Origin of the sequence: Agrococcus phoenicis (assembly GCF_047302415.1) — a bacterium.
Classification (GTDB): Bacteria; Actinomycetota; Actinomycetes; order Actinomycetales; family Microbacteriaceae; genus Agrococcus.
Genome location: NZ_CP154854.1, coordinates 1 through 22228 on the forward strand (window position 1 = coordinate 1; position 22228 = coordinate 22228).

The window sequence follows — 22228 nt, forward strand, 5'->3', positions numbered from 1 at the left end:
GGTCGTCGGCACGGCCGAGGTGGACGAGGCCGGCGACTGGTCGCTGGAGACGACGGATGAGCTGGCCGAGGGTGAGCACATCGTCGATGCGACGCAGACGGATGCGGCGGGCAACACCTCTGCAGCCGACTCGAACGCGTTCGTGGTGGACACGACGGCGCCGGAGGCGCCGGTGATCGTCTCGCCTGCGGATGGGTCGACGATCGCTGACGCGACGCCGACGGTGTCGGGCACGGGTGAGCCGGGTGCGACGGTCGAGGTGTCGATCGATGGTGCGGTGGTCGGTACGGCCGTGGTCGATGAGGATGGCGCGTGGTCGCTGGAGACGACGGAGGTGCTGGCCGATGGTGAGCACACGGTCGATGCGACGCAGACGGATGCGGCGGGCAACGTGTCCGTTGCGGATTCGAACACCTTCGTGGTGGACACGGTGGCGCCGGTTGCTCCGGTGATCACGGGTCCGGTGGATGGTTCGACGATCTCGGATGCGTCGCCGACGGTGACGGGTACGGGTGAGCCGGGCGCGACGGTCGAGGTGTCGATCGATGGCGCGGTGGTCGGTACGGCCGTGGTCGATGAGGATGGCGCGTGGTCGCTGGAGACGACGGAGGTGCTCGCCGATGGTGAGCACACGGTGGATGCGACGCAGTCGGATGCGGCGGGCAACGTGTCGCCGGCGGACAGCGTGTCGTTCACGGTCGACAGCGCTGCTCCGGTGGCGCCGGTGATCGAGCAGCCGCTCAGCGGCAGCACGACCGGTGACAGCACGCCGACGGTGGCGGGTTCTGGTGAGGCCGGGTCGACGGTGGTGGTGACCTCGTCCGAGGGTCTGGTGCTGGGTGAGGCGCTGGTGGATGAGGACGGGGCGTGGAGCTTCGCGTCGGTCGAGCTGGCTGATGGCACGTACACGATCACGGCGGTGCAGTCGGATGCGGTGGGCAACGAGTCGGCGACGTCGAACTCGGTGATCTTCACCGTCGACACGGTGGCGCCTGAGGCGCCGGTGATCGTCTCGCCCGCGGACGGGTCGACGATCGCTGACGCGACGCCGACGGTCTCGGGCACGGGTGAGCCCGGCGCGACGGTCGAGGTGTCGATCGACGGCGGGCTGGTCGGCACGACCGAGGTCGACCTCGACGGCGACTGGTCGCTTCCGACGACCGAGGAGCTGACCGAGGGTGAGCACACGGTCGACGCGACCCAGACGGATGCCGCTGGCAACGTCTCGCCAGCAGACAGCGTCACGTTCACGGTCGACACCGTGGCGCCGGACGCTCCGGTGATCGAGGCACCGGCGGACGGTTCGACGATCGCTGACGCGACGCCGACGGTGTCGGGCGCGGGCGAGCTGGGCGCGACGGTCGAGGTGTCGATCGACGGCGTGGCCGTCGGCACAGCCGTGGTCGATGAGGATGGCGCGTGGTCGCTGGAGACGACCGCGGAACTGGCCGAGGGCGAGCACACGGTCGACGCGACCCAGACCGACGTGGCGGGCAACACCTCCGCTGCCGACTCGAACACGTTCGTGGTCGACACCGTTGCACCGGACGCTCCGATCATCGAGTCGCCCGCTGACGGGTCGACGATCAACGACAGGACCCCGACGGTCAGCGGCACGGGTGAGCCGGGCGCGACGGTCGAGATCTCGATCGACGGCGCCGTGGTCGGCACGGCCGAGGTCGATGAGGATGGCGCGTGGTCGCTGCCGACGACGGTGGAGCTGGCCGAGGGCGACCACACGGTCGACGCGACCCAGACGGATGCAGCGGGCAACACCTCCGCTGCCGACTCGACCACGTTCACCATCGATGCCACGGCTCCCGAGGCACCGGTGATCACCGAGCCGCTCGACGGCACGATCACGGACGACGCGACGCCCACGATCGCCGGCACCGCCGAGCCGGGCACGACCGTCGACGTCACGATCAGCGGCCCCGACGGCAGCTCGGTCGTGCTGGAGGGCGTCCCGGTCGGCGACGACGGCACCTGGTCGGTCACCCCGACCGAGCCGCTGTCGGACGGCGAGCAGACGATCACGGCGACGGCGACGGACGAGGCCGGCAACACCTCGGCCCCGTCGGCACCGGTGACGATCACGGTCGACACCGCGGCTCCCGAGGCGCCGGTCATCACGAGCCCCGCGGACGGCTCGGTCACGAGCGACCGCACGCCCGCGATCAGCGGCACGGCTGAGGCGGGCACCACGGTCGACGTCAGCATCACGGATGCGGGCAGCACCGTCAACATCCGCGAGGTGCCGGTCATCGATGCCAACGGGGACGGGACGGGCTCGTGGTCCGTCACCCCGGTCTCGCCCCTCGCGGACGGTGACTACACGGCGACGGCCACCGCGACAGACGAGGCCGGCAACGTCTCGCCGAGCTCCGAGCCGGTCGACTTCACGGTCGACTCGACGAGCCCGGCGGCACCGGTGATCACCAGCCCGACGGACGGTCAGGTCATCGGCGACAGCACGCCGGCGATCAGCGGCACCGGCGAGCCCGGTGCGACGGTGGAGGTGGTCGTCGACGGCGTGGTGATCGGCACGGCTCCCGTGCAGCCCGACGGCACGTGGACGCTGACGACGCCTGAGCCGCTCGCCGACGGCGAGCACACGGCCTCGGCCACGCAGCAGGATGCGGCGGGCAACACGTCGCCGCCCTCCGACGAGGTGACCTTCACGATCGACAGCACGCTGCCGCAGATCGAGATCCTCTCGCCCATCGAGGGCGAGGCCGTGGCCGACACCACGCCGGAGATCTCCGGCACGGGCGACGCCGGCGACACGATCGCGGTCTCCATCGACGGCGACGCCATCGGTGAGACGACGGTCGAGGCAGATGGCTCGTGGGCGATCACCGACACCGAGCCGCTGACCGAGGGCGAGCACACCGCGGAGGCGACGGCGACCGACCCGGCGGGCGCCACCGCCTCCGACGGCCCCGTCTCGTTCACGATCGACGTGACCGCGCCCGACGCGCCGGTCATCACCGAGCCGAGCGACGGCGACCTGCTGAACGACAGCACGCCGCCGATCAGCGGCACCGGTGAGCCGGGTGCGACGGTCGACGTGACGATCACCGGCCCGGATGGCAGCACGACGCTCATCGAGGATGTCCCGGTGGCAGAGGACGGCACCTGGACGGCGACGCCCGAGGAGGAGCTGGCCGACGGCGAGCACACCATCGAGGCGACGCAGACCGACCCCGCGGGGAACGTCTCGGAGCCGTCCGCTCCGGTCGTCGTCACGATCGACACCACCGCTCCCGACGCGCCGGTCATCACGAGCCCGAGCGACGGCGACGTGCTGACCGATGGCACGCCGACGATCGAGGGCACCGGCGAGGCCGGCGACACGATCACGGTGATCGTCGACGGCACGCCGGTCGGCGACGTGACCGTCGGGGAGGACGGTGCGTGGGAGCTCGAGATCGACGAGCCGCTGGGCGCCGGCGGTCACGTCATCGAGGCGATCGCGACCGACCCCGCCGGCAACGTCTCCGACCCCTCCGATCCGGTGCAGGTGTACCTGCCGATCGTGGACGCAGGGGAGACGGTCGAGCCGGGTGGCGAGCTGCCTGTCACGGGCGGCGGGTTCCCGCCGAGCACCGAGATCGAGATCATCGTCGAGGACGGCGACGGCGCACCCATCGGCGACCCGGTGACCGTGGTGACCGACGAGGACGGTGACTTCTCGACCGGGATCCCGATCCCGGAGGACGCAGCACCCGGGGACGCCACGGTCGTCGTGACCACGCCGGACGGCACGGAGATCACGGACGAGGTGACGATCGTCGCTCCGAGCGAGCCCGGTCAGCCCGGCGAGCCCGGCGAGCCCGGTCAGCCTGGCGAGCCCGGTCAGCCTGGCCAGCCCGGCGAGCCCGGCGAGCCCGGCCAGCCTGGCCAGCCCGGCGGCTCCGGTTCGCTGCCGACCACGGGCGGCACGCTCGCGCCGGCGCTCGCGCTGGGAGGGCTCCTGCTGCTCGCAGGCCTCGCGCTGCTCCTGCACCGCCGCAAGGAGGCGTAGCACGGCAGCGCGGCCACTGCCCGATCATCCGGGGCAGTGGCCGCGCTGTCGCGTTCGCCGAGGCGTCCGTCGGCTGCCGCTCAGCTGCGCAGCCGCTAGCCACTCAGCCGCTCAGCCGTTCGCGAAGCTGCCGACGAACCAGATGATGCCGGGCACGAACAGCGCGACACCGAGCACGAGCAGCGCCATGCCGAGGATCAGCTGGGGTTGGCCCGATTCGGTCTCGCGGCGTCGTGCCGACCCGATGCGCAGCAGCACGATCGCCGCGGCGGTCAGGCCGAGCCCCAGTGCGGCCAGCCAGACGCTGGCGCCCTGTCCGAATCCCTGGATGAGCTCCATCCCGAGAGGCTAGTCGGCGAGCCCAAGCCCTCGGTGTGCGCGCGCTGCGATGCCGCGGTGGTCCCTCGATAGGCTCGTCAGGTGACTCGCCCCGACATCTCGCCGCTCATCGCCCGCTCCTGGCTGCTGGTGCCGGCATCGAAGCCAGAGCTCTTCCAGATCGCGCAGGCGAGCGAGGCCGACGCCATCATCATCGACATCGAGGATGCCGTGGCCGCCAAGGACAAGGCACAGGCCCGCGCCGACACGGTGGAGTGGCTGAGCACCGGGCACCGCGCGTGGGTGCGCATCAACGATGCCGCGAGCGAGTTCTGGAGCACCGATCTCGCAGAGCTCAAGGACGCGCCCGGCCTCGAGGGCATCATGCTCGCGAAGACGGAGTCCGCCAGCCACGTCGACGACACGGCCGACCGCCTGCCGGAGGACATGCCGATCCTCGCGCTCGTCGAGACCGCGCGGGGCGTGCTCCACGTCGAGCGCATCGCCAACGCCCCCTCCACCTTCCGCATCGCCTTCGGCACCGGCGACTTCAAGCGCGACACGGCGACCGGCGACGATCCCATGGCGCTCGCGTACGCGCGCTCGCAGCTCGTCATCGCATCGCGAGCGGCTCGCCTGCCCGCACCGATCGACGGCCCGACGCTGTCGACGGATGCGCTGGTCGCGGGCACGAGCCTGGCGAAGGAGATGGGCATGTCGGGCAAGCTCTGCCTGACCCACACGCAAGCCGCCACCATCAACGAGGGGCTCGCTCCGAGCGTCGAGGAGGTGGCGTGGGCGCATGCGTTCGTGCGCGCCTTCGAGGAGTCCGGCGGCAAGATCACCGACGGCAGCGACCTGCCACGACTCGCGCGAGCGCAGAAGATCCAGGCGCAGGCGCGCGACTTCGGCATCGAGGCGACGGCGGCGCAGCTCGGCGAGCTGAACTACTAGCCGACCGCGCGAGCCCTCGCGCACGAAGGAGGGGCCGGGCGATGCGCCCGGCCCCTCCTTCGTCGCTGAACGATCAGTGCTTGAAGGCGTCCTTCACGTCGTCGCCAGCATCCTTGACGTGCTCGCCGGCCTGCTTGGAGTTCGCGACCGCCTGGTCCTTCACGCCCTCGGCCTGGAGGCGCTCGTTGTCGGTGGCGTCACCGATGCCCTCCTTGGCCTTGCCGACCGCTTCCTTCGCCTGGTTCGAGATCTTGTCGCCGAGTCCCATGTCCTCAACCTCCCTGATCGATCAATCGCTGGAGCGTCCGCTCCGATGACTCCACGCTAGGCGGTGCCCCTGTGAGGGGGCTCAGGGTTCGCGGTCCGGCGCCTGCGAGTGAGGATCGCTCGTCACCACCGGGGTCGACGCGGTCGTGACGGGAGGCGCGTAGGAGCCCGGTGCCGACGCATCCGCCTCGAGCTGCGCGACGCGCGCTCGCTCGTCGAGCGCCTCCTCCATCGCCGACTTCTGGCGCAGCGGCGGCGCCTTGAAGAAGATCGCGAGGAGGAACGCGAGCACGACGACGGCGAGCGCGACCCAGAACGGCGCGAGCGTCGCGGTGTTGAAGCCGTCGAGGAACGGTGCCGCCAGTCGCGGGTCCGCGGTGTTCAGGAACGACGAATCGGAGTTGAGCGCCGATCCGATCTGCTCGGGCTGCGCCAGCACGTCGAGGATCCGCTCGTTGTCGGGGTTCGCGAGCACCGCGGGATCCTGCGCGGCCGCCACGAGGTCGGCGCGCAGATCCTGGCGGGCGAAGGCATCCTCGAGGGTCTGCGGCAGTCGCGAGTACAGCAGCGAGAACGCGACCGCGACGCCCGTGGTGCCGCCCAGCTGCCGGAAGAAGGTGGAGGCGCTGGTGGCGACCCCCATGTCCTTCGGCTGCACGGCGTTCTGCGAGGCGATCGTCAGCGTCTGCATCAGCTGGCCGAGCCCGAGACCGATGCAGAACTGCGCGATGAGCAGCATCCAGAGCGGGCTGTCGTACTGCAGGGTCACCAGCACGCCGTAGCCGACCGCCATGATGCCCAGGCCGACCACAGGGAACAGCCGGTAGCGACCGGTGCGACCGATGATCTGGCCGGAGCCGATGGAGGCGATCATGAGGCCGAGGATCATCGGGAGGGTCGCGAAGCCCGCCTCGGTCGGGTTCATGCCGTGCACGATCTGCAGCACGAACGGGATCATCATCATGGCCGCGAACATGCCGAAGCCGGTGAAGACGCCCAGCAGCGTCGCCATCGAGAACGTGCTGCTGCGGAAGAGGTGGAGCGGGATGAGCGCCGCATCGCCCATGCGGGACTCGACGATCAGGAACAGCGCGATGCCGATGGCGCCGACGATGTAGCAGGCGAGCGCAGCGGTGGAGGCCCAGCCCCACTCGCGTCCCTGCTCGGCGACGAGCAGCAGCGGCACGACACCGACGACCAGCAGCGCGGCGCCCCACCAGTCGATGCGCACGCGCTCGTGGTGCGCGGGCAGGTGCAGGTAGCGGAAGACCATCCACACCGCCGCGACGCCGATGGGCAGGTTGAACAGGAAGACCCAGCGCCATCCCTCGAGGAAGAGGATCTGGTCGGCGCCGGCCAGCAGGCCGCCGATCAGCGGGCCGAGGATCGACGAGACGCCGAAGACGGCCAGGAAGTAGCCCTGGTACTTGGCGCGCTCGCGGGGGCTGAGCACATCCGCCATGATCGTCATCGGCAGCGACATGAGGCCGCCGGCGCCGAGGCCCTGGATCGCGCGGAACGCGGCGAGCTGCACCATGTCCTGCGCGAACGAGCACGCGACCGAGCCGATCAGGAACAGCACGATCGCGATCAGGAACAGCGGCCGGCGACCGAAGATGTCACTGAGCTTGCCGTAGATCGGCGTGACGATCGTGGAGACGATCAGGAACGCGGTCACGACCCAGACCTGGAGCTCGAGCCCCTGCAGGTCGTCGGCGATCGTGCGCATCGATGTGCCGACCACCGTCTGCGAGATCGAGGACAGGAACATGGCGATCATGAGGCCGATCAGCACCAGGGTGATCTGCCGTTGGGTCATCAAGGGGGCGGGCGGGGCTGCGGCCTCGCCAGAGCGCATCTCGCGCTGTGACATGGATTCCTCTTCGTACAAAGTCATTAGCCCGACGAACGGTCTTGGACCAAGCAAGTATGCCACGATCCAGCGCAACACGCTCGGCCATGCCAGGCTGGGAGCGTGAGACGAGACGTGCAGGACGCCGACCAGCGCGGGTTCCCGCGACCGCTCGAGCCGCGGAGGCTGCTGCGCCCGGGCGCGCTGCGCAATGCCGCGATGATCGTCGGCGCAGCGCTCGCGGTCGTCGGGTGCTCGCCGACGGCAGCACCGACGCCGAGCGCATCCGCGCCCGTGGCGTCGACGCCGAGCGCGACGCCGACGCCGAGCGAGACGCCCGCGCCGACGCCCACGCCGTCCCCGACGCCGACGCCGACCCCGACGCCGACTCCTGCGCCGACCGAGGCCGCGGCGCCCGCAGTCGACGCCGGCTCGGCGGCCAGCCTGCAGGTGCTCGTGAACAAGCGCACCCCCCTGCAGCCGGCCGACTACCAGCCGCAGCTCGTGTCGGTGTCCATCGCGCAGGACGGCGACGAGCTCGTGCGGCCGGAGGCCGACGCCGCGCTGGAGCAGCTCTCGGCTGCCATGCTCGCCGACATCGGCGAGGGCGTGCACGTGTTCTCCTCCTACCGCAGCCACGCGCGGCAGGCGTCGCTCTACAACGGCTACGTCGCGCAGCACGGGCAGGCGGTCGCCGACACGACGAGCGCCCGGCCCGGCCACAGCGAGCACCAGACGGGCCTCGCGGTCGACGTGGTCGGCGCGGGCGGCGCGTGCCGCCTCGACGTCTGCTTCGGCGGCACGGCAGCGGGGCAGTGGATCGCCGAGCACGCCTGGGAGCACGGATTCATCGTGCGCTACCCCGACGGGCTGCAGGGCATCACCGGCTACCACTACGAGCCGTGGCACCTGCGGTTCGTCGGCGCCGAGACGAGCGCCGCCATGCACGCGCAGGGCGCCGCCACCTACGAGGAGTTCCTCGGCTCGGGGGCAGCGCCCGACTACGGCCCGTAGCGGCGACAGCGGCGACAGCGGCGACAGCGTCGCTCGCGCGCGATCTCGCCCGCTTCGCCGGTCGCGCAGCGCAGATCGACACGATCCGCATACCCTGATGGCATGGCGAAGATCGGCCGCAGCAGCGGCGGCGGTGGGTTCCGGGGCGGCGGGGGCGGCTTCAAGCGCAGCGGAGGCGGCTCGCGCAGCTTCTTCGGGGGCGGCTCGCGCTCAGGCGGCGGCGGTTCGTTCGGCCGCTCCTCGAGCAGCTCGGGGCGTCGCAGTGGCTCGAGCGGCTGGAGCTGGAGCCGCTCGAGCGGTTCGCACCGCTCCGGCGGCGGGCAGCGCACGACCGGGGACTGGATCTGGACGCTCGTCGCGATCTTGATCCTCTTCGTGATCTACGCCGTGATGGCCGGCTCCTGATGCGGCGGCTGTTCGTCGCCGGGCTGGCGGCGGCGGCCCTGCTGCTCACCGGCTGCCAGCAGGGGGCGCTCGACCCGACGCCGACCGCCACCGACCCCGCTGCGGGCGCCGGCGCATCCGCGAGCCCGACGCCGACGCCGACGCCCGAGGCGGTCTCGGTGTCGGTGAGCGCGATGGGCGACATCCTGCCGCACGACTCGGTGACGGCAGATGCGCTGCAGCCCGACGGCACCTACGAGTACGGCCACTTCTGGGACGCGGCGCGGCCGATCTGGGCCGACAGCGATCTGGTCTACTGCAACCAGGAGGCGCCGAGCGGCGGCGTCGAGCTGGGCCTCACGTACTTCCCCGCCTTCAACGCGCCCGTCGAGTTCGCCGAAGGCATCGCCGATGCGGGCTGCAACACCATCGGCCTCGGCAACAACCACACCTTCGACCGCGGCCAGGAGGGCATCGACCGCACGCTCGCCGTGTGGGACGAGCTCGATCCGCTGCTGATCCACGGCGCCTTCCGGTCGGCCGAGGAGCGCGAACAGGTGCCCACCGCCGAGATCGACGGCCTCACGGTCGCCTTCCTCAACTTCGTCGACCTGTCGAACACGCCGACGAACGACATCGCGGTGACGTGGCTCGACGATCCGCTCGTCGACGAGCAGCTTGCCGAGGCCCAGCAGGTCGCCGACGCCACGATCGTGGCGGTGCACTGGGGCGACGAGTACTCCAGCGTCGTGAACGACCGCCAGCGCGAGCAGGCGCAGCGCCTCGTCGACCTGGGCGCCGACGTGATCCTCGGCACCCACCCGCACGTGCTGCAGGAGGCCGAGTGGCTCGAGCGGGAGGACGGGAGCCGCGGCTTCGTCTACTACTCGCTCGGCAACTCGGTGACGACGCAGATGGCCATCCCGCGCGTGGTGAGCGCGGTCGCGCAGTTCGAGCTCGAGGGTGAGCCCGGCGGCGAGGTCGAGGTGGTCGACCCCTCCGCCGTGCCGATCTACATGCACTTCGACCTGACGCCGGCGCAGTTCGCGAACCAGCAGTGGGCCAACCGGCGCAACCTGCAGCTGCATCCGCTCGTCGACGCGGCCGAGCCGATCACCCGATCGGCTTGGCGCGACGACCTGACCGTCGAGTCGGGCATCGCACTGGTCACGGACGCGCTCGGACCCGACGTGCGGATCGTCACGGAGTCCTTCGCCCCCTGACCACGGCACCGCGGCGCGCCCGCCCGCACCCAGCGCGGCCTCGCCGCGCACAGCTGCGCCTCCCGTGCCCAGCGGTGCTTCCCTGCACCAGCGGCTGCGGGGAGGGCGCCCTTGGCGCACGGGTCGTCGGTCGGTCAGACCGAGGTTCGCACCTGCGCCTCCAGCTCGAGCACGGCGGCGGCGACCTCCTCCGGCGTCTCGAGCGCGGGGAAGTGCCCGCCGCGCTCGAGCGGCGAGAACGAGCGCAGATCGAGGTAGCTGCGCTCGGCGAGGGAGCGCGGGTAGTCGAGCTCGCGTCGCTGCACGCGCACCGCGCTCGGCACCCGGACGAGCGGGTGCGGCGTCTCACCCGTGTCGCTGTAGGGGCGGAACGAGGTGCCGATGGAGCGGGTGAGCCAGGTGAGCGTCACGGTGGTCAGCACGGTGTCGTCGTCGAGCCCCTCCTCGCCCGACCACTCCAGCAGCTTCTCGCCGACCCAGGCGAGCAGGCCGATGGGGGAGTCGAGCAGCGCCGCAGCGGTGGTGTCGGGTCGGCTGCCCTGCTGGTGCGTGTACCCGCCGGCGTCGCGCTCGGCGTCGGCGATCGCGGCGAAGAACGCAGCCTCCGCCGCGTCGAGCTGCTCGCCGCGATCGCGCACGCCGAACGACGCGTGCGTCGCGACCAGGCCGGCCACCACATCGGCGTGTGCCCCGGCGAGCCAATCGCTCACCGACGTGCCGACATCCTCGCCGTAGGTGAGGAAGCGCCGGTAGCCGAGCTCGTCGACCATGAGGGAGCGCCAGCGTCGAGCGACGGCCTGCGAGGTGAACGGCTCGGCAAGCGGTTCCGACCAGGCGAAGCCCGGGAGCGAGGGGATCACGACATCGAGCTCGCCGCGGAGGGCCTCGGCCAGGGGCAGCATCTCGACGAAGGTGTACGGCCAACCGTGGCTCAGCACGATCGGCAGCCGACCGGGCGTGCCGCCGCGCACGTGCGCGTAGTGGATCCGGGTGCCCTCGATCGTGGCGATGCGGTGGTCGAAGGCGGCCAGGCGCTGCTCGACGGCCCGCCAGTCGAAGCCCTCCCGCCAGCGGTCGAGCAGGCGCTGCAGCGTCGGCATCGGGATGCCGCCCGCGTCAGGGGTCGGGGCTGGCACGACGCTGTCGTCGAGCCGGCGGCGCAGGCGCTCGAGATCGGTGTCGGTGGCTCGGAACTCGAAGGGCTCGCTCATGGCGCGAGGCTAGGGGCGACCACTGACGGGTAGGGGCTGCCCGCGGCGCCGGACCCGTGCCGACCAGCGCTCGACGCAATGCTGGGCCCGGTCGACCCCGCGGGCGGCCCGGCTCAGGCGGGTCGCCCGCGCGGGATCGGCGGAAGGGGGCTCTCAGCCGGAGAGGGCTCAGCCGGCGAGCGCGGCGTCGACGATCTGCTTCGCCTCCGCCTGCACCCGGCGCAGGTGGTCGGTGCCCACGAACGACTCCGCGTAGATCTTGTAGACGTCCTCGGTGCCGGAGGGTCGGGCCGCGAACCAGGCGCGCTCGGTGACGACCTTCAGGCCGCCGATCGCCGCGCCGTTGCCCGGCGCCTCGGTGAGCTTGGCCACGATCGGGTCCCCGGCGAGCTCCGTCGCCGCGACCGCGTCGCCCGTCAGCTTGCCGAGCCGGGCCTTCTGCTCGCGCGTCGCCGGCGCATCCACCCGCTCGTACACCGGCGCGCCGAAGCGCTCTGTCAGCTCGCCGTAGAGCTGCGAGGGGCTCTTGCCCGTCACTGCTCGGATCTCGGAGGCCAGCAGGCACAGCAGGATCCCGTCCTTGTCCGTCGTCCAGACGGTGCCGTCGTGCTGCAGGAAGGAGGCTCCAGCGCTCTCCTCGCCCCCGAACGCGACCGAGCCGTCGATGAGCCCCGGCACGAACCACTTGAAGCCGACCGGCACTTCCCAGAGCCGGCGACCCAGGGCCTCCGCCACCCGGTCGATCATCGAGGAGGAGACGAGGGTCTTGCCGATGGCGGCGTCGGGGCTCCAGCCGGGCCGGTGGGCGTAGAGGTACTCAATGGCGACCGCGAGGAAGTGGTTCGGGTTCATCAGGCCGCCGTCGGGCGTGACGATGCCGTGCCGGTCGGCGTCGGCGTCGTTGCCGGTGAGGATGTCGAACTCCTCCCGGCGCGCGAGCACCGACGCCATCGCGTGGGGGCTCGAGCAGTCCATGCGGATCTTCTCGTCCCAGTCGAGCGTCATGAACGCCCACGTCGCGTCCACCGTCGGGTTCGTCACGGTGAGGTCGATGCCGTAGCGCTCGGCGATCGCGCCGTAGTACTCGACCGCGGCGCCGCCGAGGGGATCGGCGCCGATGTGCAGGCCGGCCGCCTTGATCGCCTCGAAGTCGATGGCGTTGCCGAGTGCGTGCACGTACGCGTCGCGGAAGTCGTAGAGCTCGACGCGCGCGTCGCTCGAGCCCTCGATCGCGACCCGGCGCACCCCTTCCAGCCCGCCGGCGATCAGCTCGTTCGCGCGGTGCGCGATCCAGCCCGTCGCGTCGGAGTCGGCCGGCCCGCCGTGCGGGGGGTTGTACTTGAAGCCACCGTCGCGCGGCGGGTTGTGCGAGGGGGTGACGACGATGCCGTCGGCCAGCCCCTTGTTCGAGCCCGGGGCGGCGGACGCGGCTTGGTTGTGGGCGAGGATCGCGCGCGACAGCGCCGGGGTCGGCGTGACCGAGCCCCGCGCATCCGCCATGACGCGCACGCCGTTGGCGACGAGCACCTCGAGCGCGGTGCGCTCGGCGGGCAGTGAGAGCGCATGCGTGTCGCGGCCGATGAACAGGGGGCCGGTCGTGCCCTGGCTGGCGCGGTACTCGACGATCGCCTGCGTGATGGCGAGGATGTGGGCCTCGTTGAAGGCGGTGTCGAAGGCGCTGCCGCGATGGCCGCTGGTGCCGAACGCGACCGCCTGGTCGGGGTTCGACACATCGGGCACGAGCTCGAAGTAGGCGCGCTCGAGGGCGCGGGCGTCGATGAGGTCCTGGGGCTGGGCGACGGTGCCGGCTCTGCTCATGGCCCCATCCAAGCACTGCGGCCTGATCGGCGGTGGAGCGAGGCGCCGGCCGGTGCACAACGCAAGCGCGCGCCGCGGGATCAGGGGCTGGGAGCGCCGGCTGCCGCGCGACGCGCGATCTGCGCAGCGCTGGCTTGCGTTGTGCACAGCGCAGGCTCGCGCCGCGCAGTCAGTGGGCCGGGAGCACCGGCCACCGAACGACGCGCGCTCCGCGAAGGTCGGTCTTGCGTCGTGCACAACGCACGCTCATGCCGCCCGATCCGCGGGCAGGGAGCACAGGCTGCCGCGCGACGCGCGATCTGCGCAGCGCGGGCTTGCGTTGTGCAGAACGTAGGCTCGGGCACATGAGCCAGCCGCGCGTCGTCACCTTCCTCGGCCCCCGCGGCACCTTCACCGAGGCGGCGCTCGAGCAGGTCGCAGGGCTCGAGGGCGCGGAGCGCGTGCCGGTCGCGAACGTCACCGAGGCGCTCACGGCGGTCTCCGAGCGCCGTTCCGACGCCGCGATGATCGCGATCGAGAACTCGATCGAGGGCGGTGTGACAGCAGCGCAGGATGCGCTCGCGGCGATCCCGGGCCTCCGCATCATCTCCGAGCACGTGGTGAGCGTGAACTTCTCGCTCGTCGCGCCAGCAGGCACGCGGCTCGACGACATCCGTGTCGTGGCCGCGCACCCGGTGGCGTGGGCGCAGTGCAGCGCCTGGCTCCAGCGCGAGCTGCCCGGGCGCGCGCACCTGCCCGCCGCATCCAACGTGACGGCCGCCGCCGACCTCGGCAGCGGGCCGGCGCAGGCTGCCCTGTCGACCCCCACGATCGGCAGCTGGGTCGCGGGCCTCGACGTGCTCGCAGACCGCATCGGCGACAACCCGGATGCCGTGACCCGGTTCCTGTTCGTCGGTCGCGCGGGCGCTCCGGGCCAGCCGACGGGCGCCGACAAGACAAGCCTCGTCGTCGAGCTGCCGAGCGACGAGCCCGGCGTGCTGCTCGACATGCTCGAGCAGTTCGCGACGCGTGGGGTCAACCTGTCGCTGATCCAGTCCCGCCCCATCGGCGACCGCCTCGGTCGCTACCGCTTCGTCATGGATGCCGACGGGCACATCCGCGACGAGCGGGTGGCGGATGCGCTGCTGGGGCTGAAGCGCTTCTCGCCGAAGGTGACGTTCCTCGGCTCGTACCCGCGCGCCGACGGTCACCGGACCGAGGTCGAGCGCCGCTACACGGACGCCTCGTTCGCGGATGCGCGCGACTGGCTGCGCGGCCTGCTCGCCGGTGAGCCCGAGGGCTGAGCGCGGCTAGACCGCCGGACCCATCAGGGTGCGCTTCTTCGGCACGCGCACCTGCAGGGCGTCCTTGCGGATCGTCGCCCGGAGGGCGATGGCCTTGCCGACGACGTCGCCGTCGACCTGCACGACGCGCGGCTCGTCGAGGCGCGCCGTCGTCTCGCGCGCCTGGCCGTAGCCCAGCGCGGGCCCGGTGCGCTGCCGACCGAGCCGACCGCGCTTGCGCAGCAGCTTCGTGACGAGCAGGTTGTTGCGCGCGATGTAGCCGCCGACCTGCAGCCAGCCGCGCGCGCCCTTCGGCCTGATGAGCGCGATGTCGAGCATGCCGTCGTCGATCGCGGCGTCCGGCAGCAGCACGATGCCGTTCGTGATCGTGCCGCAGTTGCCGATCACCATCGTGTTGACCGTCTGCCGCACGGTGCGGGCGCGATCCATCCGCACCTGCACGCGCACGGTGTCGAGCGACGAGATCACGCGGCCGGCGGCGTCGACGTAGGCGAGCCACCCGACCTTCTTCTTCAGGTCGTCGTCGGTGGCGTCGATCATCTCGGCATCGAGGCCGAAGCCCACCATGACCGCGAACGCGTGGCGCGACCGCTCGCCCTCCGGCGACTCGATCTCGAGCTCGCCCAGGTCGATCTCCCGCTCCTCGCCGTCGAACGCGGTGCGCACCGCGTTGCGCAGGCTGGTGACGTCGATGCCCAGGTTGCGCGCCAGCAGGTTGCCGGTGCCGGCGGGGATGATCGCGAGCGGCACGCCGGTGCCCGTGACCAGATCGGCGCCCATGCGCACCGTGCCGTCGCCGCCGGCGACGATCAGGAGGTCGACGCCGGCGTCGAGCGCCTCGCGCACCGCTGCGGCGCCGCCGTCCTCCGGGCCGGTCTCGAACCACAGGGGCTCCGACCACTCGAGGGGCTGCGCGGTCTCGACCTGCGGCGCGAGCTCGTCGCGCGACAGCTTGACCGGGTTGAAGACGATGCCTGCTCGCATGGCGGTCACCGTATCGCCGTCAGCCCGGCCGAACCCGAGCGTCCGCCCGGATCGGGCCGGCGGATGCGCGGCGCGCGCCCTGAGCGGCACGTCACCTGGGCGCTCCTAGACTGGAGCGGTGATCGATCCCCAGCTGCTGCGCGAGCAGCCCGACCTCGTGAAGGCAAGCCAGGAGCGCCGCGGCGACCCGGTGGAGTACGTCGACGATGCACTCGAGGCCGAGAGCGCCCGCCGTGCCGCGATCACGGAGTTCGAGGCGCTGCGCGCCGAGCAGAACGCGCACGCGAAGCTCGTCGGCAAGGCCGCGAAGGAGGAGCGCCCGACGCTCATCGCGCAGGGCAAGTCGCTGGCCGCGGGCGTGAAGGAGGCGCAGTCGAGGGTGACCGACGCCGAGGCCGCCTTCGACGCAGCCGTCTCGCGGCTCGGCAACATCGTGCACCCCGATGTGCCCGCCGGCGGCGAGGAGAACTTCGTCACCCTCAGCACGCACGGGCAGGAGCGCGCCTTCGACTTCGAGGCGCGCGACCACGTGGAGTTGGGGGAGGGCCTCAAGGCCTTCGACCTGGCACGCGGCGCCAAGGTGGCGGGCACGCGCTTCTACTACCTCACCGGCATCGGCATGCGGCTCGAGCTCGCGCTCATGCTCATGGGGCTCGACCAGGTGCTGGGCGACGGCTTCACGCCGCTCACCACGCCGACGCTGGTGCGCCCCGAGATCATGCAGGGCACCGGCTTCCTCGGCGAGCACGCGGCCGAGGTCTACCACCTGCCGGCCGACGACCTCTACCTCACCGGCACCTCCGAGGTGGCGCTCGCGGGCTTCCACGCCGACGAGATCGTGGACCTCGAGCAGCCGCTGCGCTACGCCGGGTGGTCGACCTGCTACCGCCGCGAGGCCGGCAGCGCCGGTCGCGACACCCGCGGCATCCTGCGCGTGCACCAGTTCAACAAGCTCGAGATGTTCTCCTACGTCAAACCCGAGGATGCAGAGGCGGAGCACGACCGGCTGCGCGCGCTGCAGGAGCGCATGCTGCAGGCCTGCGAGCTCGACTACCGCGTCATCGACGTGGCGGCGGGCGACCTCGGCTCCTCGGCGGCGCGCAAGTTCGACATCGAGGCCTGGATCCCCTCGCAGCAGCAGTACCGCGAGCTCACCTCCACCTCGAACTGCACGACCTTCCAGTCGCGACGGCTCGCCACGCGCTACCGCACGGAGAGCGGCAGGACCGCGCCGGCGGCGACGCTCAACGGCACCGCCGCGACGACCCGGTGGTTGGTGGCGATCCTCGAGACGCACCAGCAGCCCGACGGCTCGGTGCGCGTGCCGGAGGCCCTGCGGCCCTACCTGGGCGGCCTCGAGGTCATGGAGCCCGTGGCCGGCGGAGGGCGGGCATGACGGCGCTGCCGCTGCTGATCGGGCTGGACATCGACGGCACCATCGTGCGCGAGGACGACTCGCTCTCGCCCAGGGTCGCGGATGCGGTGCGGGCGGTCATCGACGCCGGGCACACCATCGTGCTCGCCACCGGGCGCTCGCAGGCGACCACCGAGTCGACCGCTGAGCGCCTGGGCCTGGAGCCCAGCCACCTCGTGGCAGCGAACGGCGCGCTCGTGCTCGAGCGGCGCGGTGCCGCCTACGAGCCGATCCACGTCGAGACCTTCGACCCGGAGCCGGCGCTGCGCACGATCGCACAGGGCCTCCCGACCGGCTCCTTCATGGTCGAGGATGCCGCGGGGCACCGCCGCTACACGAACGGCATGCTCGACTGGAACCTCGACGAGGCGGAGCAGGTCGAGTTCGAGCAGCTGCTCGAGACCGAGGCGATGCGCGTGGTCGTCATGAGCCCCGATCACCAGGTCGACGACTTCCTCGAGATCGTCGAGTCGATGGGCCTGCACAAGGTCTCCTACGCGATCGGCTACTCGTCGTGGCTCGACATCGCACCCGATGGCGTGAACAAGGCGACCGGGCTCGAGCGGGTGGCCGACGTGCTCGGCGTGACCCGCGACCGCATGGTCGTCGTGGGCGACGGCCGCAACGACATCGACATGTTCCAGTGGGTCGTGGCGGGCAGCGGCCGAGCGGTGGCGATGGGTCAGGCGCCCGACGAGGTCAAGCGCGCGGCCAACGAGGTGACCGCATCGGTCGAGGACGACGGCCTCGCGGTGCTGCTCGAGGGGATCGCCGCCGGCGCGTGAGCGGCCGCGGGGCGTGCCGAACCCCGCCCTGCGCGCGCGATGAGCGCCGCGTAGGCGGCACATCCGATCGCACCGTAGAATCGCCCGAGGCCTGACCGCCCCCAGCGGCCGGGCTTGGAGGGCTGTCCGAGCGGCCGATGGAGCCGGTCTTGAAAACCGGTGGGCAGCGATGCCTCGTGGGTTCGAATCCCACGCCCTCCGCCCGTTGGATGCCTGGCTGACCGCAGGAGGAGGTGGCGCGTGAGCGCTGAGCGAGCGTCGAGCGTCGTCGACACGTCGTCGATGGCGCCCCGTCACGGGCGCCTGCGCCGGCACTCGGGCCTCACCCACCTGCTGCGCTGGGTCGGCCTCGGCCTCTCGGTGGTGCTCGTCGCCGCGATCGGTGTCGTCGGCGTCTCGGTGCTGCGGCTCTCGACCGGCATCGCGACCGTCGACCTGGGCTCCGAGGTGCCGCCCGCGCAGGCCGGCTTCGCGCCCTACGAGGGCGGGTTCACCATCCTGCTCGTCGGCTCCGACCAGCGCGAGGGGCAGGGTGAGGCCTTCGGCGAGGAGGCGTACGAGGGAGGGCGCCTCAACGACGTGACGATGCTCATGCACGTCAGCGACGACCACCAGCAGGCGCGCGTCGTGTCCATCCCACGCGACCTGGTCGTCGACTTCCCGACCTGCGAGGATCCCGAGACGGGCGAGACCGCGCCGGCGGAGGCCGACGTGCAGTTCAACCAGGCCCTCGCGCGCGGCGGGCTCTCGTGCGTCGCGGAGGTCGTGAGCGACATGACGGGCCTCGACGTGCCCTATGCCGCGATGATCACCTTCCAGGGCGTCATCAGCATGTCGACCGCCGTCGGCGGTGTGCCGGTCTGCTTCGCGGGCCCCATCGACGACCCGTGGACCGGCCTGCAGATCGAGGAGGCCGGGACGCACGAGCTCGAGGGCGAGCAGGCCCTGCAGTTCCTGCGCTCCCGCCACGGCGTCGGCGATGGCTCAGACCTCGCGCGCATCTCGTCGCAGCAGGTCTTCCTGTCGTCGCTCGTGCGCACGCTGCAATCGGATGCGGTGCTCACCGACTTCACGCGCCTCTACGCGATCTCGCAGGTCGCGCTGGACAACATGACGCTCTCCTCGGGCCTCGCGAACGTCGGCACGATGGTGTCGATGGCGCGCGTGCTGGCCGACATCCCGCTCGACACCATGCAGTTCGTGCTCTACCCGAACGTGCTCGAGGGCAACCGCGTCTACCCCGATGAGGAGGCGGCGACGGAGCTGATGCGGCGCATCCGCCTCGACCTGCCGATCGAGCTGGGCGAGGACTCGCTGGGCATCGGCTCGACCAACGAGACCCCCGCGCCGACGCCGGCGCCGGGCGAGGAGTCGCCGGAGGCCACGGAGACGCCGCTGCCGACCGAGACGCCGCTGCCGACCGGCACACCGGGATCCGAGCCGACGCCCACGCCGACGAACGGCCTCGAGGATGTCGTGGGTCAGGATGCCTCGCAGCAGTCGTGCGTCGTGCCGTACGGCAGCTGACGCGGCCTCCCTCGCGCCGGGCGTCACGAGACCCGCCTGCTCTTTGGTAGAGTTGCCGCTGGCCTGCCGACGAGCGGGCCGAGGAGACGTCGCATAGTCCGGCCGAGTGCACCACCCTGCTAAGGTGGAGTCCCCAATAGGGGACCGAGGGTTCAAATCCCTCCGTCTCCACATCGAGGCCCCGCAGTCCACCGGATGCGGGGCCTTCGCCGTGCTCGGCGGGCCGCGCTGTCGGGCTCGTGCCGCTCGACCTCGGGTGCGGCAGAAAGTTTCTCAGCGAGAGCATCGGTCGACGCGCTAGGCTTGCGAAGGCGCAGGACGGATCTTGTTCCGCGCTTCTGAACGCAGCCCCAGGCTGCATTGCATTGATTGAAGGAAATATGGCAACCGGCACCGTCAAGTGGTTCGACTCCGGCAAGGGCTTCGGCTTCATCGCTCCGGACGACGGCGGCAAGGATCTGTTCGCTCACTACAGCCAGATCCAGTCCAACGGCTTCAAGACCCTCGAAGAGGCTCAGGCAGTCGAGTTCGAGATCGTCGAGGGCACCAAGGGCCCGCAGGCAGCGGACATCCGCCCCCTGTGAGTCTCGTCGCGCCGCATGCGGCGTGACCCGATTCGCTCGACGGCCAGAGATCATGTAATCTGATCTCTGGCCGTTTGGCCTGGCGCCCGTAGCTCAACGGATAGAGCATCTGACTACGGATCAGAAGGTTGGGGGTTCGAATCCCTCCGGGCGCGCACTGTGTTGAGACAGTAGAAGGCCACTTGCGAGAGCAGGTGGCCTTCGTGGTTGGTGCGTGTGTCCAGAAACGCGTCCAAGAACGCGCTGATCGTCCCCGTGGGCGACATTGTCTCTCCGAAGCCCTGCGCGTCCCGCTGAGGTCCTCGACGACGCCGCTGATTCTCGCGCTTCCTACACACGCAGGGCTGACGGCGGCGAAAGCGCTAGGAATCGCGAGCGGCGACGCCGAAGGGGCGACGCCGAAGGGGCGACGCCGAAGGGCGAGGGCAACCGCGCCGGGCCTACCCCGCCTCCACGAAGTACCGCGCGACCGCCCTGACGTCGTCGTACCGATCAAGCGCGATGGCCTCGGCGGGCGAGATATCAGCGAGCCCATCCTTCATGCCCATCCACCAAGCTCGCGCGGTCTGAGGCGACTCCGCGACACAGACGAGCTGCCACGACTCGTGCGCCGCGCGCAGCCGGCGCTCGTATAGCCCCGGGAGCGGGTTCTTTTCCTCCGCCCAGTTCCTGATCGCATCGGCATCGGCGCCGAGCGTGATGCTGAGCAGCTGTATGCCGAGGTGTGCCGTGAGCTGCCGCACGATCTCATGGACTGGCATCACCGCGCTGTAGCGCGGCGGGCGCAGCGAGCGCCTCGATGGTGATCGCTCCGCTGAGAGGGCCGCGGTCGGGAGGCGAGCATCCTGAGCTGCCATGCGGAGTACCGCGTGTCGGACGTAAGCCTCGGGCGTGATGTTGGCCTTCTCCGCGGCCACGACGACGGCGTCGAGCTCGGCCTGGTCGAGCTCGAAGGTTACGAGCATCCGTGGCGAAGGCACGTGCAGATTCTAGGTGCCCATCGGGACCGAGCGATGTGCCGCTAGTCGCCTAGCAGCGCGTCGAGCACATCGGCCTGGCCGCCATCGATCATCTCGAGCCGGCCGATGTAGTGCTGATGCGTGACGGCGACTGACCGGTGGCCAGCGAGAGCCGCGGCATGTTCTGGAGTGAGAGCGTGCGCGACTGCTGTCGCCGCCGTGGATCGCATCGACTTCGGCCTGAGCGTGTCGGGGTTGACGCCCGCTGTGCGCAGATCTTCCTCGCGAGCGACCCGGAAATCGCGGATGGTGCGACGGACGTTGTGCGGCGATCGCCAGCGCGGGCCAAGGTGCCCATGGCCTGAGCGCTTCGATCGGCGCTCGACTGCGGGCCACAGGGGGTGCTCTGGACCCTTCGTCGCGCTTGTGCGGCGACGGAGGATCGTGACTGCTGCCATGGGCAGGCGGATGGCGCGGGCCTGCCTAGCGTCCTTCGGGTGCTCCTGTCGGTGCAGCGGAATCGATTCGACCTGAACTAGCGTCCCGGTCACTCGCAGGTGTGGAGGCTCTGCATCGAGCGCGACATCGAGCGGTCGTAGAGCAAGCACCTCGCCGATGCGCATCGACGTTGCCGCGCTGATGAGCAGAGCGTCGAGCACATCCTCGCTTGGCTTCGGCCCCGGCTTCGTGTAGTCACGGATCCATGCTTGCCAAGCTTCGCGTATGGCGTGCAGTTGAGCGGCGTCGTAGGCGACCGGCGCGGCGGGGTTGGTGCGGACCCGCCGTGCCGGAGCGAGCGGCGAAGCGGGTAGGGCGCCGGTTCGCACGGCTTCGTCGAGCATCTGGCGAAGTAGTCCTCGTACGCGTCGGGCCTTGGCGTCCGATTCGCGCTGAACCTCGCGAAGAGCCTTCTCAAGTCGCGGCGCATCGAGCTCACCGAGCAGGTGACCACCGAGCCGCGGGAGGATCGAAGACTCGATGTCGCTGCGGTACTTGACCAGACTTTGCGGAGCGACTCCGGCGCGGCCTTGTGGGTCCGCGAGTCGTGCCTCAACGTCGATCTGGCGCTCCGCGAGCCAGAAGAGCGCGAGTTGTCGCACGGTCGATGTCGCCGTCAGGTCGGCGTCCGCGTCGGCGTGTGATGCAAGCGCTCGAAGCCGAAGTTCGGCAACTTCCGGTGTCGGTCCGTGGGCGCGATGGCGCCGATCGTTTCCAGAGGCATCGCGATAGCGGGCATCGGCGTGCCAGGTGTCGCCGCGGAGCTCGAAGCGGATCTTGCCCCAGCCTGCTGCCCGACGGGGCCTACCCACGGTGCGAGTCCATCCATGCGACGACGTCGCCAGCGCGATAGCGCACGAGCGCCCCGCCGAGATTGCGCCAGGCTGGCCCCTTTCCGAGCGACCTCCAGCTGCGGGCCGTCTTCTGCGCGATGCCGAGGGCGGCCGCCAGCTGTGCTTCGGTGAGGAGCGTGCCGGGCGATGTGGCGTAGAGGTCGAGCGGCGGAGGGGCGATGGTGGTCGTTGTCATGCGATCGACATAGGCGGTCTTCGAAGGACGGTCAGGGCCGAGCAACGTTTCCATGCTCTTCTCCATGCGGCACGCGCGAGGGGATCTGTCGTCAGCC

Annotated in this window: 19 protein-coding genes and 3 tRNA genes; 13 read left to right on the forward strand and 9 right to left on the reverse strand. The window is 71.1% G+C overall.

The window, feature by feature from the left end; genetic code table 11:
* Nucleotides 1-19: 19 nt before the first annotated feature.
* A complete protein-coding gene (locus tag AA0Z99_RS00005) occupies nt 20-4027 on the forward strand; it encodes an Ig-like domain-containing protein (RefSeq protein ID WP_413320887.1) in 4008 nt (1335 codons plus the stop codon).
* A gap of 111 nt (nt 4028-4138) precedes the next feature.
* On the opposite strand, the gene AA0Z99_RS00010 is transcribed toward AA0Z99_RS00005, so the two are convergent.
* Nucleotides 4139-4366, reverse strand: a complete 228-nt coding sequence (locus AA0Z99_RS00010; RefSeq protein ID WP_413318266.1) for a hypothetical protein — start codon at nt 4364-4366, stop codon at nt 4139-4141.
* 81 nt (nt 4367-4447) lie between these two features.
* On the opposite strand from AA0Z99_RS00010, the gene AA0Z99_RS00015 reads away from it, so the two are divergent.
* The gene (locus AA0Z99_RS00015) at nt 4448-5299 is read left to right on the forward strand and encodes an HpcH/HpaI aldolase/citrate lyase family protein (RefSeq protein WP_413318268.1); all 852 of its coding nucleotides are present in this window, start codon (nt 4448-4450) and stop codon (nt 5297-5299) included.
* Nucleotides 5300-5372: 73 nt separating this feature from the next.
* On the opposite strand, the gene AA0Z99_RS00020 is transcribed toward AA0Z99_RS00015, so the two are convergent.
* Together AA0Z99_RS00020 and AA0Z99_RS00025 are read right to left on the reverse strand one after the other, a co-directional pair.
* The gene (locus AA0Z99_RS00020) at nt 5373-5567 is read right to left on the reverse strand and encodes a CsbD family protein (protein WP_413318270.1); all 195 of its coding nucleotides are present in this window, start codon (nt 5565-5567) and stop codon (nt 5373-5375) included.
* 81 nt (nt 5568-5648) lie between these two features.
* Nucleotides 5649-7385, reverse strand: coding sequence for an MDR family MFS transporter (locus AA0Z99_RS00025; protein WP_413318272.1), 1737 nt, complete (start codon nt 7383-7385; stop codon nt 5649-5651).
* Nucleotides 7386-7541: 156 nt separating this feature from the next.
* Between AA0Z99_RS00025 and AA0Z99_RS00030 the strand changes: the two genes are divergently transcribed.
* The 3 genes from AA0Z99_RS00030 to AA0Z99_RS00040 all read left to right on the forward strand — a co-directional run bounded on the left by AA0Z99_RS00030 (nt 7542) and on the right by AA0Z99_RS00040 (nt 10039).
* Nucleotides 7542-8432 carry a M15 family metallopeptidase gene (locus AA0Z99_RS00030; protein WP_413318274.1) on the forward strand — a complete coding sequence of 297 codons (891 nt, stop codon included), beginning with the start codon at nt 7542-7544 and terminating at the stop codon, nt 8430-8432.
* A gap of 102 nt (nt 8433-8534) precedes the next feature.
* Entirely contained in the window at nt 8535-8837 is a 303-nt protein-coding gene (locus AA0Z99_RS00035) for a hypothetical protein (RefSeq protein ID WP_413318276.1), read from the forward strand.
* The gene (locus AA0Z99_RS00040) at nt 8837-10039 is read left to right on the forward strand and encodes a CapA family protein (protein ID WP_413318278.1); all 1203 of its coding nucleotides are present in this window, start codon (nt 8837-8839) and stop codon (nt 10037-10039) included. Before AA0Z99_RS00035 ends, AA0Z99_RS00040 begins: the two co-directional genes overlap by 1 nt.
* A gap of 134 nt (nt 10040-10173) precedes the next feature.
* On the opposite strand, the gene AA0Z99_RS00045 is transcribed toward AA0Z99_RS00040, so the two are convergent.
* Nucleotides 10174-11250 carry an epoxide hydrolase family protein gene (locus AA0Z99_RS00045; protein WP_413318280.1) on the reverse strand — a complete coding sequence of 359 codons (1077 nt, stop codon included), beginning with the start codon at nt 11248-11250 and terminating at the stop codon, nt 10174-10176.
* A gap of 168 nt (nt 11251-11418) precedes the next feature.
* Nucleotides 11419-13068: a phosphoglucomutase (alpha-D-glucose-1,6-bisphosphate-dependent) gene (gene pgm / locus AA0Z99_RS00050; RefSeq protein ID WP_413318282.1), complete on the reverse strand. Its 1650-nt coding sequence runs from the start codon at nt 13066-13068 to the stop codon at nt 11419-11421.
* Nucleotides 13069-13412: 344 nt separating this feature from the next.
* Between pgm and pheA the strand changes: the two genes are divergently transcribed.
* Complete coding sequence (pheA, locus tag AA0Z99_RS00055) at nt 13413-14351, forward strand: prephenate dehydratase (protein ID WP_413318284.1); 939 nt, start codon at nt 13413-13415, stop codon at nt 14349-14351.
* A 6-nt stretch (nt 14352-14357) separates the two neighbouring features.
* On the opposite strand, the gene AA0Z99_RS00060 is transcribed toward pheA, so the two are convergent.
* Nucleotides 14358-15335 (reverse strand): diacylglycerol/lipid kinase family protein, encoded by a 978-nt coding sequence (locus AA0Z99_RS00060; RefSeq protein ID WP_413318286.1) that lies wholly within the window; start codon nt 15333-15335, stop codon nt 14358-14360.
* 118 nt (nt 15336-15453) lie between these two features.
* Here AA0Z99_RS00060 and serS point away from each other — a divergent pair, with 118 nt between their 5' ends.
* The 7 genes from serS (at nt 15454) to AA0Z99_RS00095 (ending at nt 19800) form a co-directional block, all read left to right on the forward strand.
* Nucleotides 15454-16731, forward strand: coding sequence for a serine--tRNA ligase (gene serS / locus AA0Z99_RS00065; RefSeq protein ID WP_413318288.1), 1278 nt, complete (start codon nt 15454-15456; stop codon nt 16729-16731).
* Nucleotides 16728-17534, forward strand: coding sequence for an HAD family hydrolase (locus tag AA0Z99_RS00070; protein WP_413318290.1), 807 nt, complete (start codon nt 16728-16730; stop codon nt 17532-17534). Before serS ends, AA0Z99_RS00070 begins: the two co-directional genes overlap by 4 nt.
* A gap of 116 nt (nt 17535-17650) precedes the next feature.
* A tRNA-Ser gene (locus AA0Z99_RS00075) sits at nt 17651-17735 on the forward strand.
* A gap of 39 nt (nt 17736-17774) precedes the next feature.
* Nucleotides 17775-19061: an LCP family protein gene (locus tag AA0Z99_RS00080; protein WP_413318292.1), complete on the forward strand. Its 1287-nt coding sequence runs from the start codon at nt 17775-17777 to the stop codon at nt 19059-19061.
* A gap of 82 nt (nt 19062-19143) precedes the next feature.
* Nucleotides 19144-19232, forward strand: a tRNA-Ser gene (locus tag AA0Z99_RS00085).
* A 209-nt stretch (nt 19233-19441) separates the two neighbouring features.
* On the forward strand, nt 19442-19645 hold the full coding sequence (locus tag AA0Z99_RS00090; RefSeq protein ID WP_072314408.1) for a cold-shock protein: 204 nt from the start codon (nt 19442-19444) through the stop codon (nt 19643-19645).
* An 82-nt stretch (nt 19646-19727) separates the two neighbouring features.
* Nucleotides 19728-19800: transfer RNA gene (locus AA0Z99_RS00095), tRNA-Arg, on the forward strand.
* A 285-nt stretch (nt 19801-20085) separates the two neighbouring features.
* Here the strand turns inward: AA0Z99_RS00095 and AA0Z99_RS00100 are convergent.
* From AA0Z99_RS00100 to AA0Z99_RS00110, 3 genes are read right to left on the reverse strand one after another with little or no spacing between them, the layout of a single operon-like run.
* The gene (locus tag AA0Z99_RS00100) at nt 20086-20610 is read right to left on the reverse strand and encodes a hypothetical protein (RefSeq protein WP_413318295.1); all 525 of its coding nucleotides are present in this window, start codon (nt 20608-20610) and stop codon (nt 20086-20088) included.
* Nucleotides 20611-20666: 56 nt separating this feature from the next.
* Nucleotides 20667-21914 carry a phage integrase central domain-containing protein gene (locus tag AA0Z99_RS00105; RefSeq protein ID WP_413318297.1) on the reverse strand — a complete coding sequence of 416 codons (1248 nt, stop codon included), beginning with the start codon at nt 21912-21914 and terminating at the stop codon, nt 20667-20669.
* Nucleotides 21907-22197 carry a helix-turn-helix transcriptional regulator gene (locus tag AA0Z99_RS00110; RefSeq protein WP_413318299.1) on the reverse strand — a complete coding sequence of 97 codons (291 nt, stop codon included), beginning with the start codon at nt 22195-22197 and terminating at the stop codon, nt 21907-21909. Before AA0Z99_RS00110 ends, AA0Z99_RS00105 begins: the two co-directional genes overlap by 8 nt.
* Nucleotides 22198-22228 lie beyond the last annotated feature (31 nt).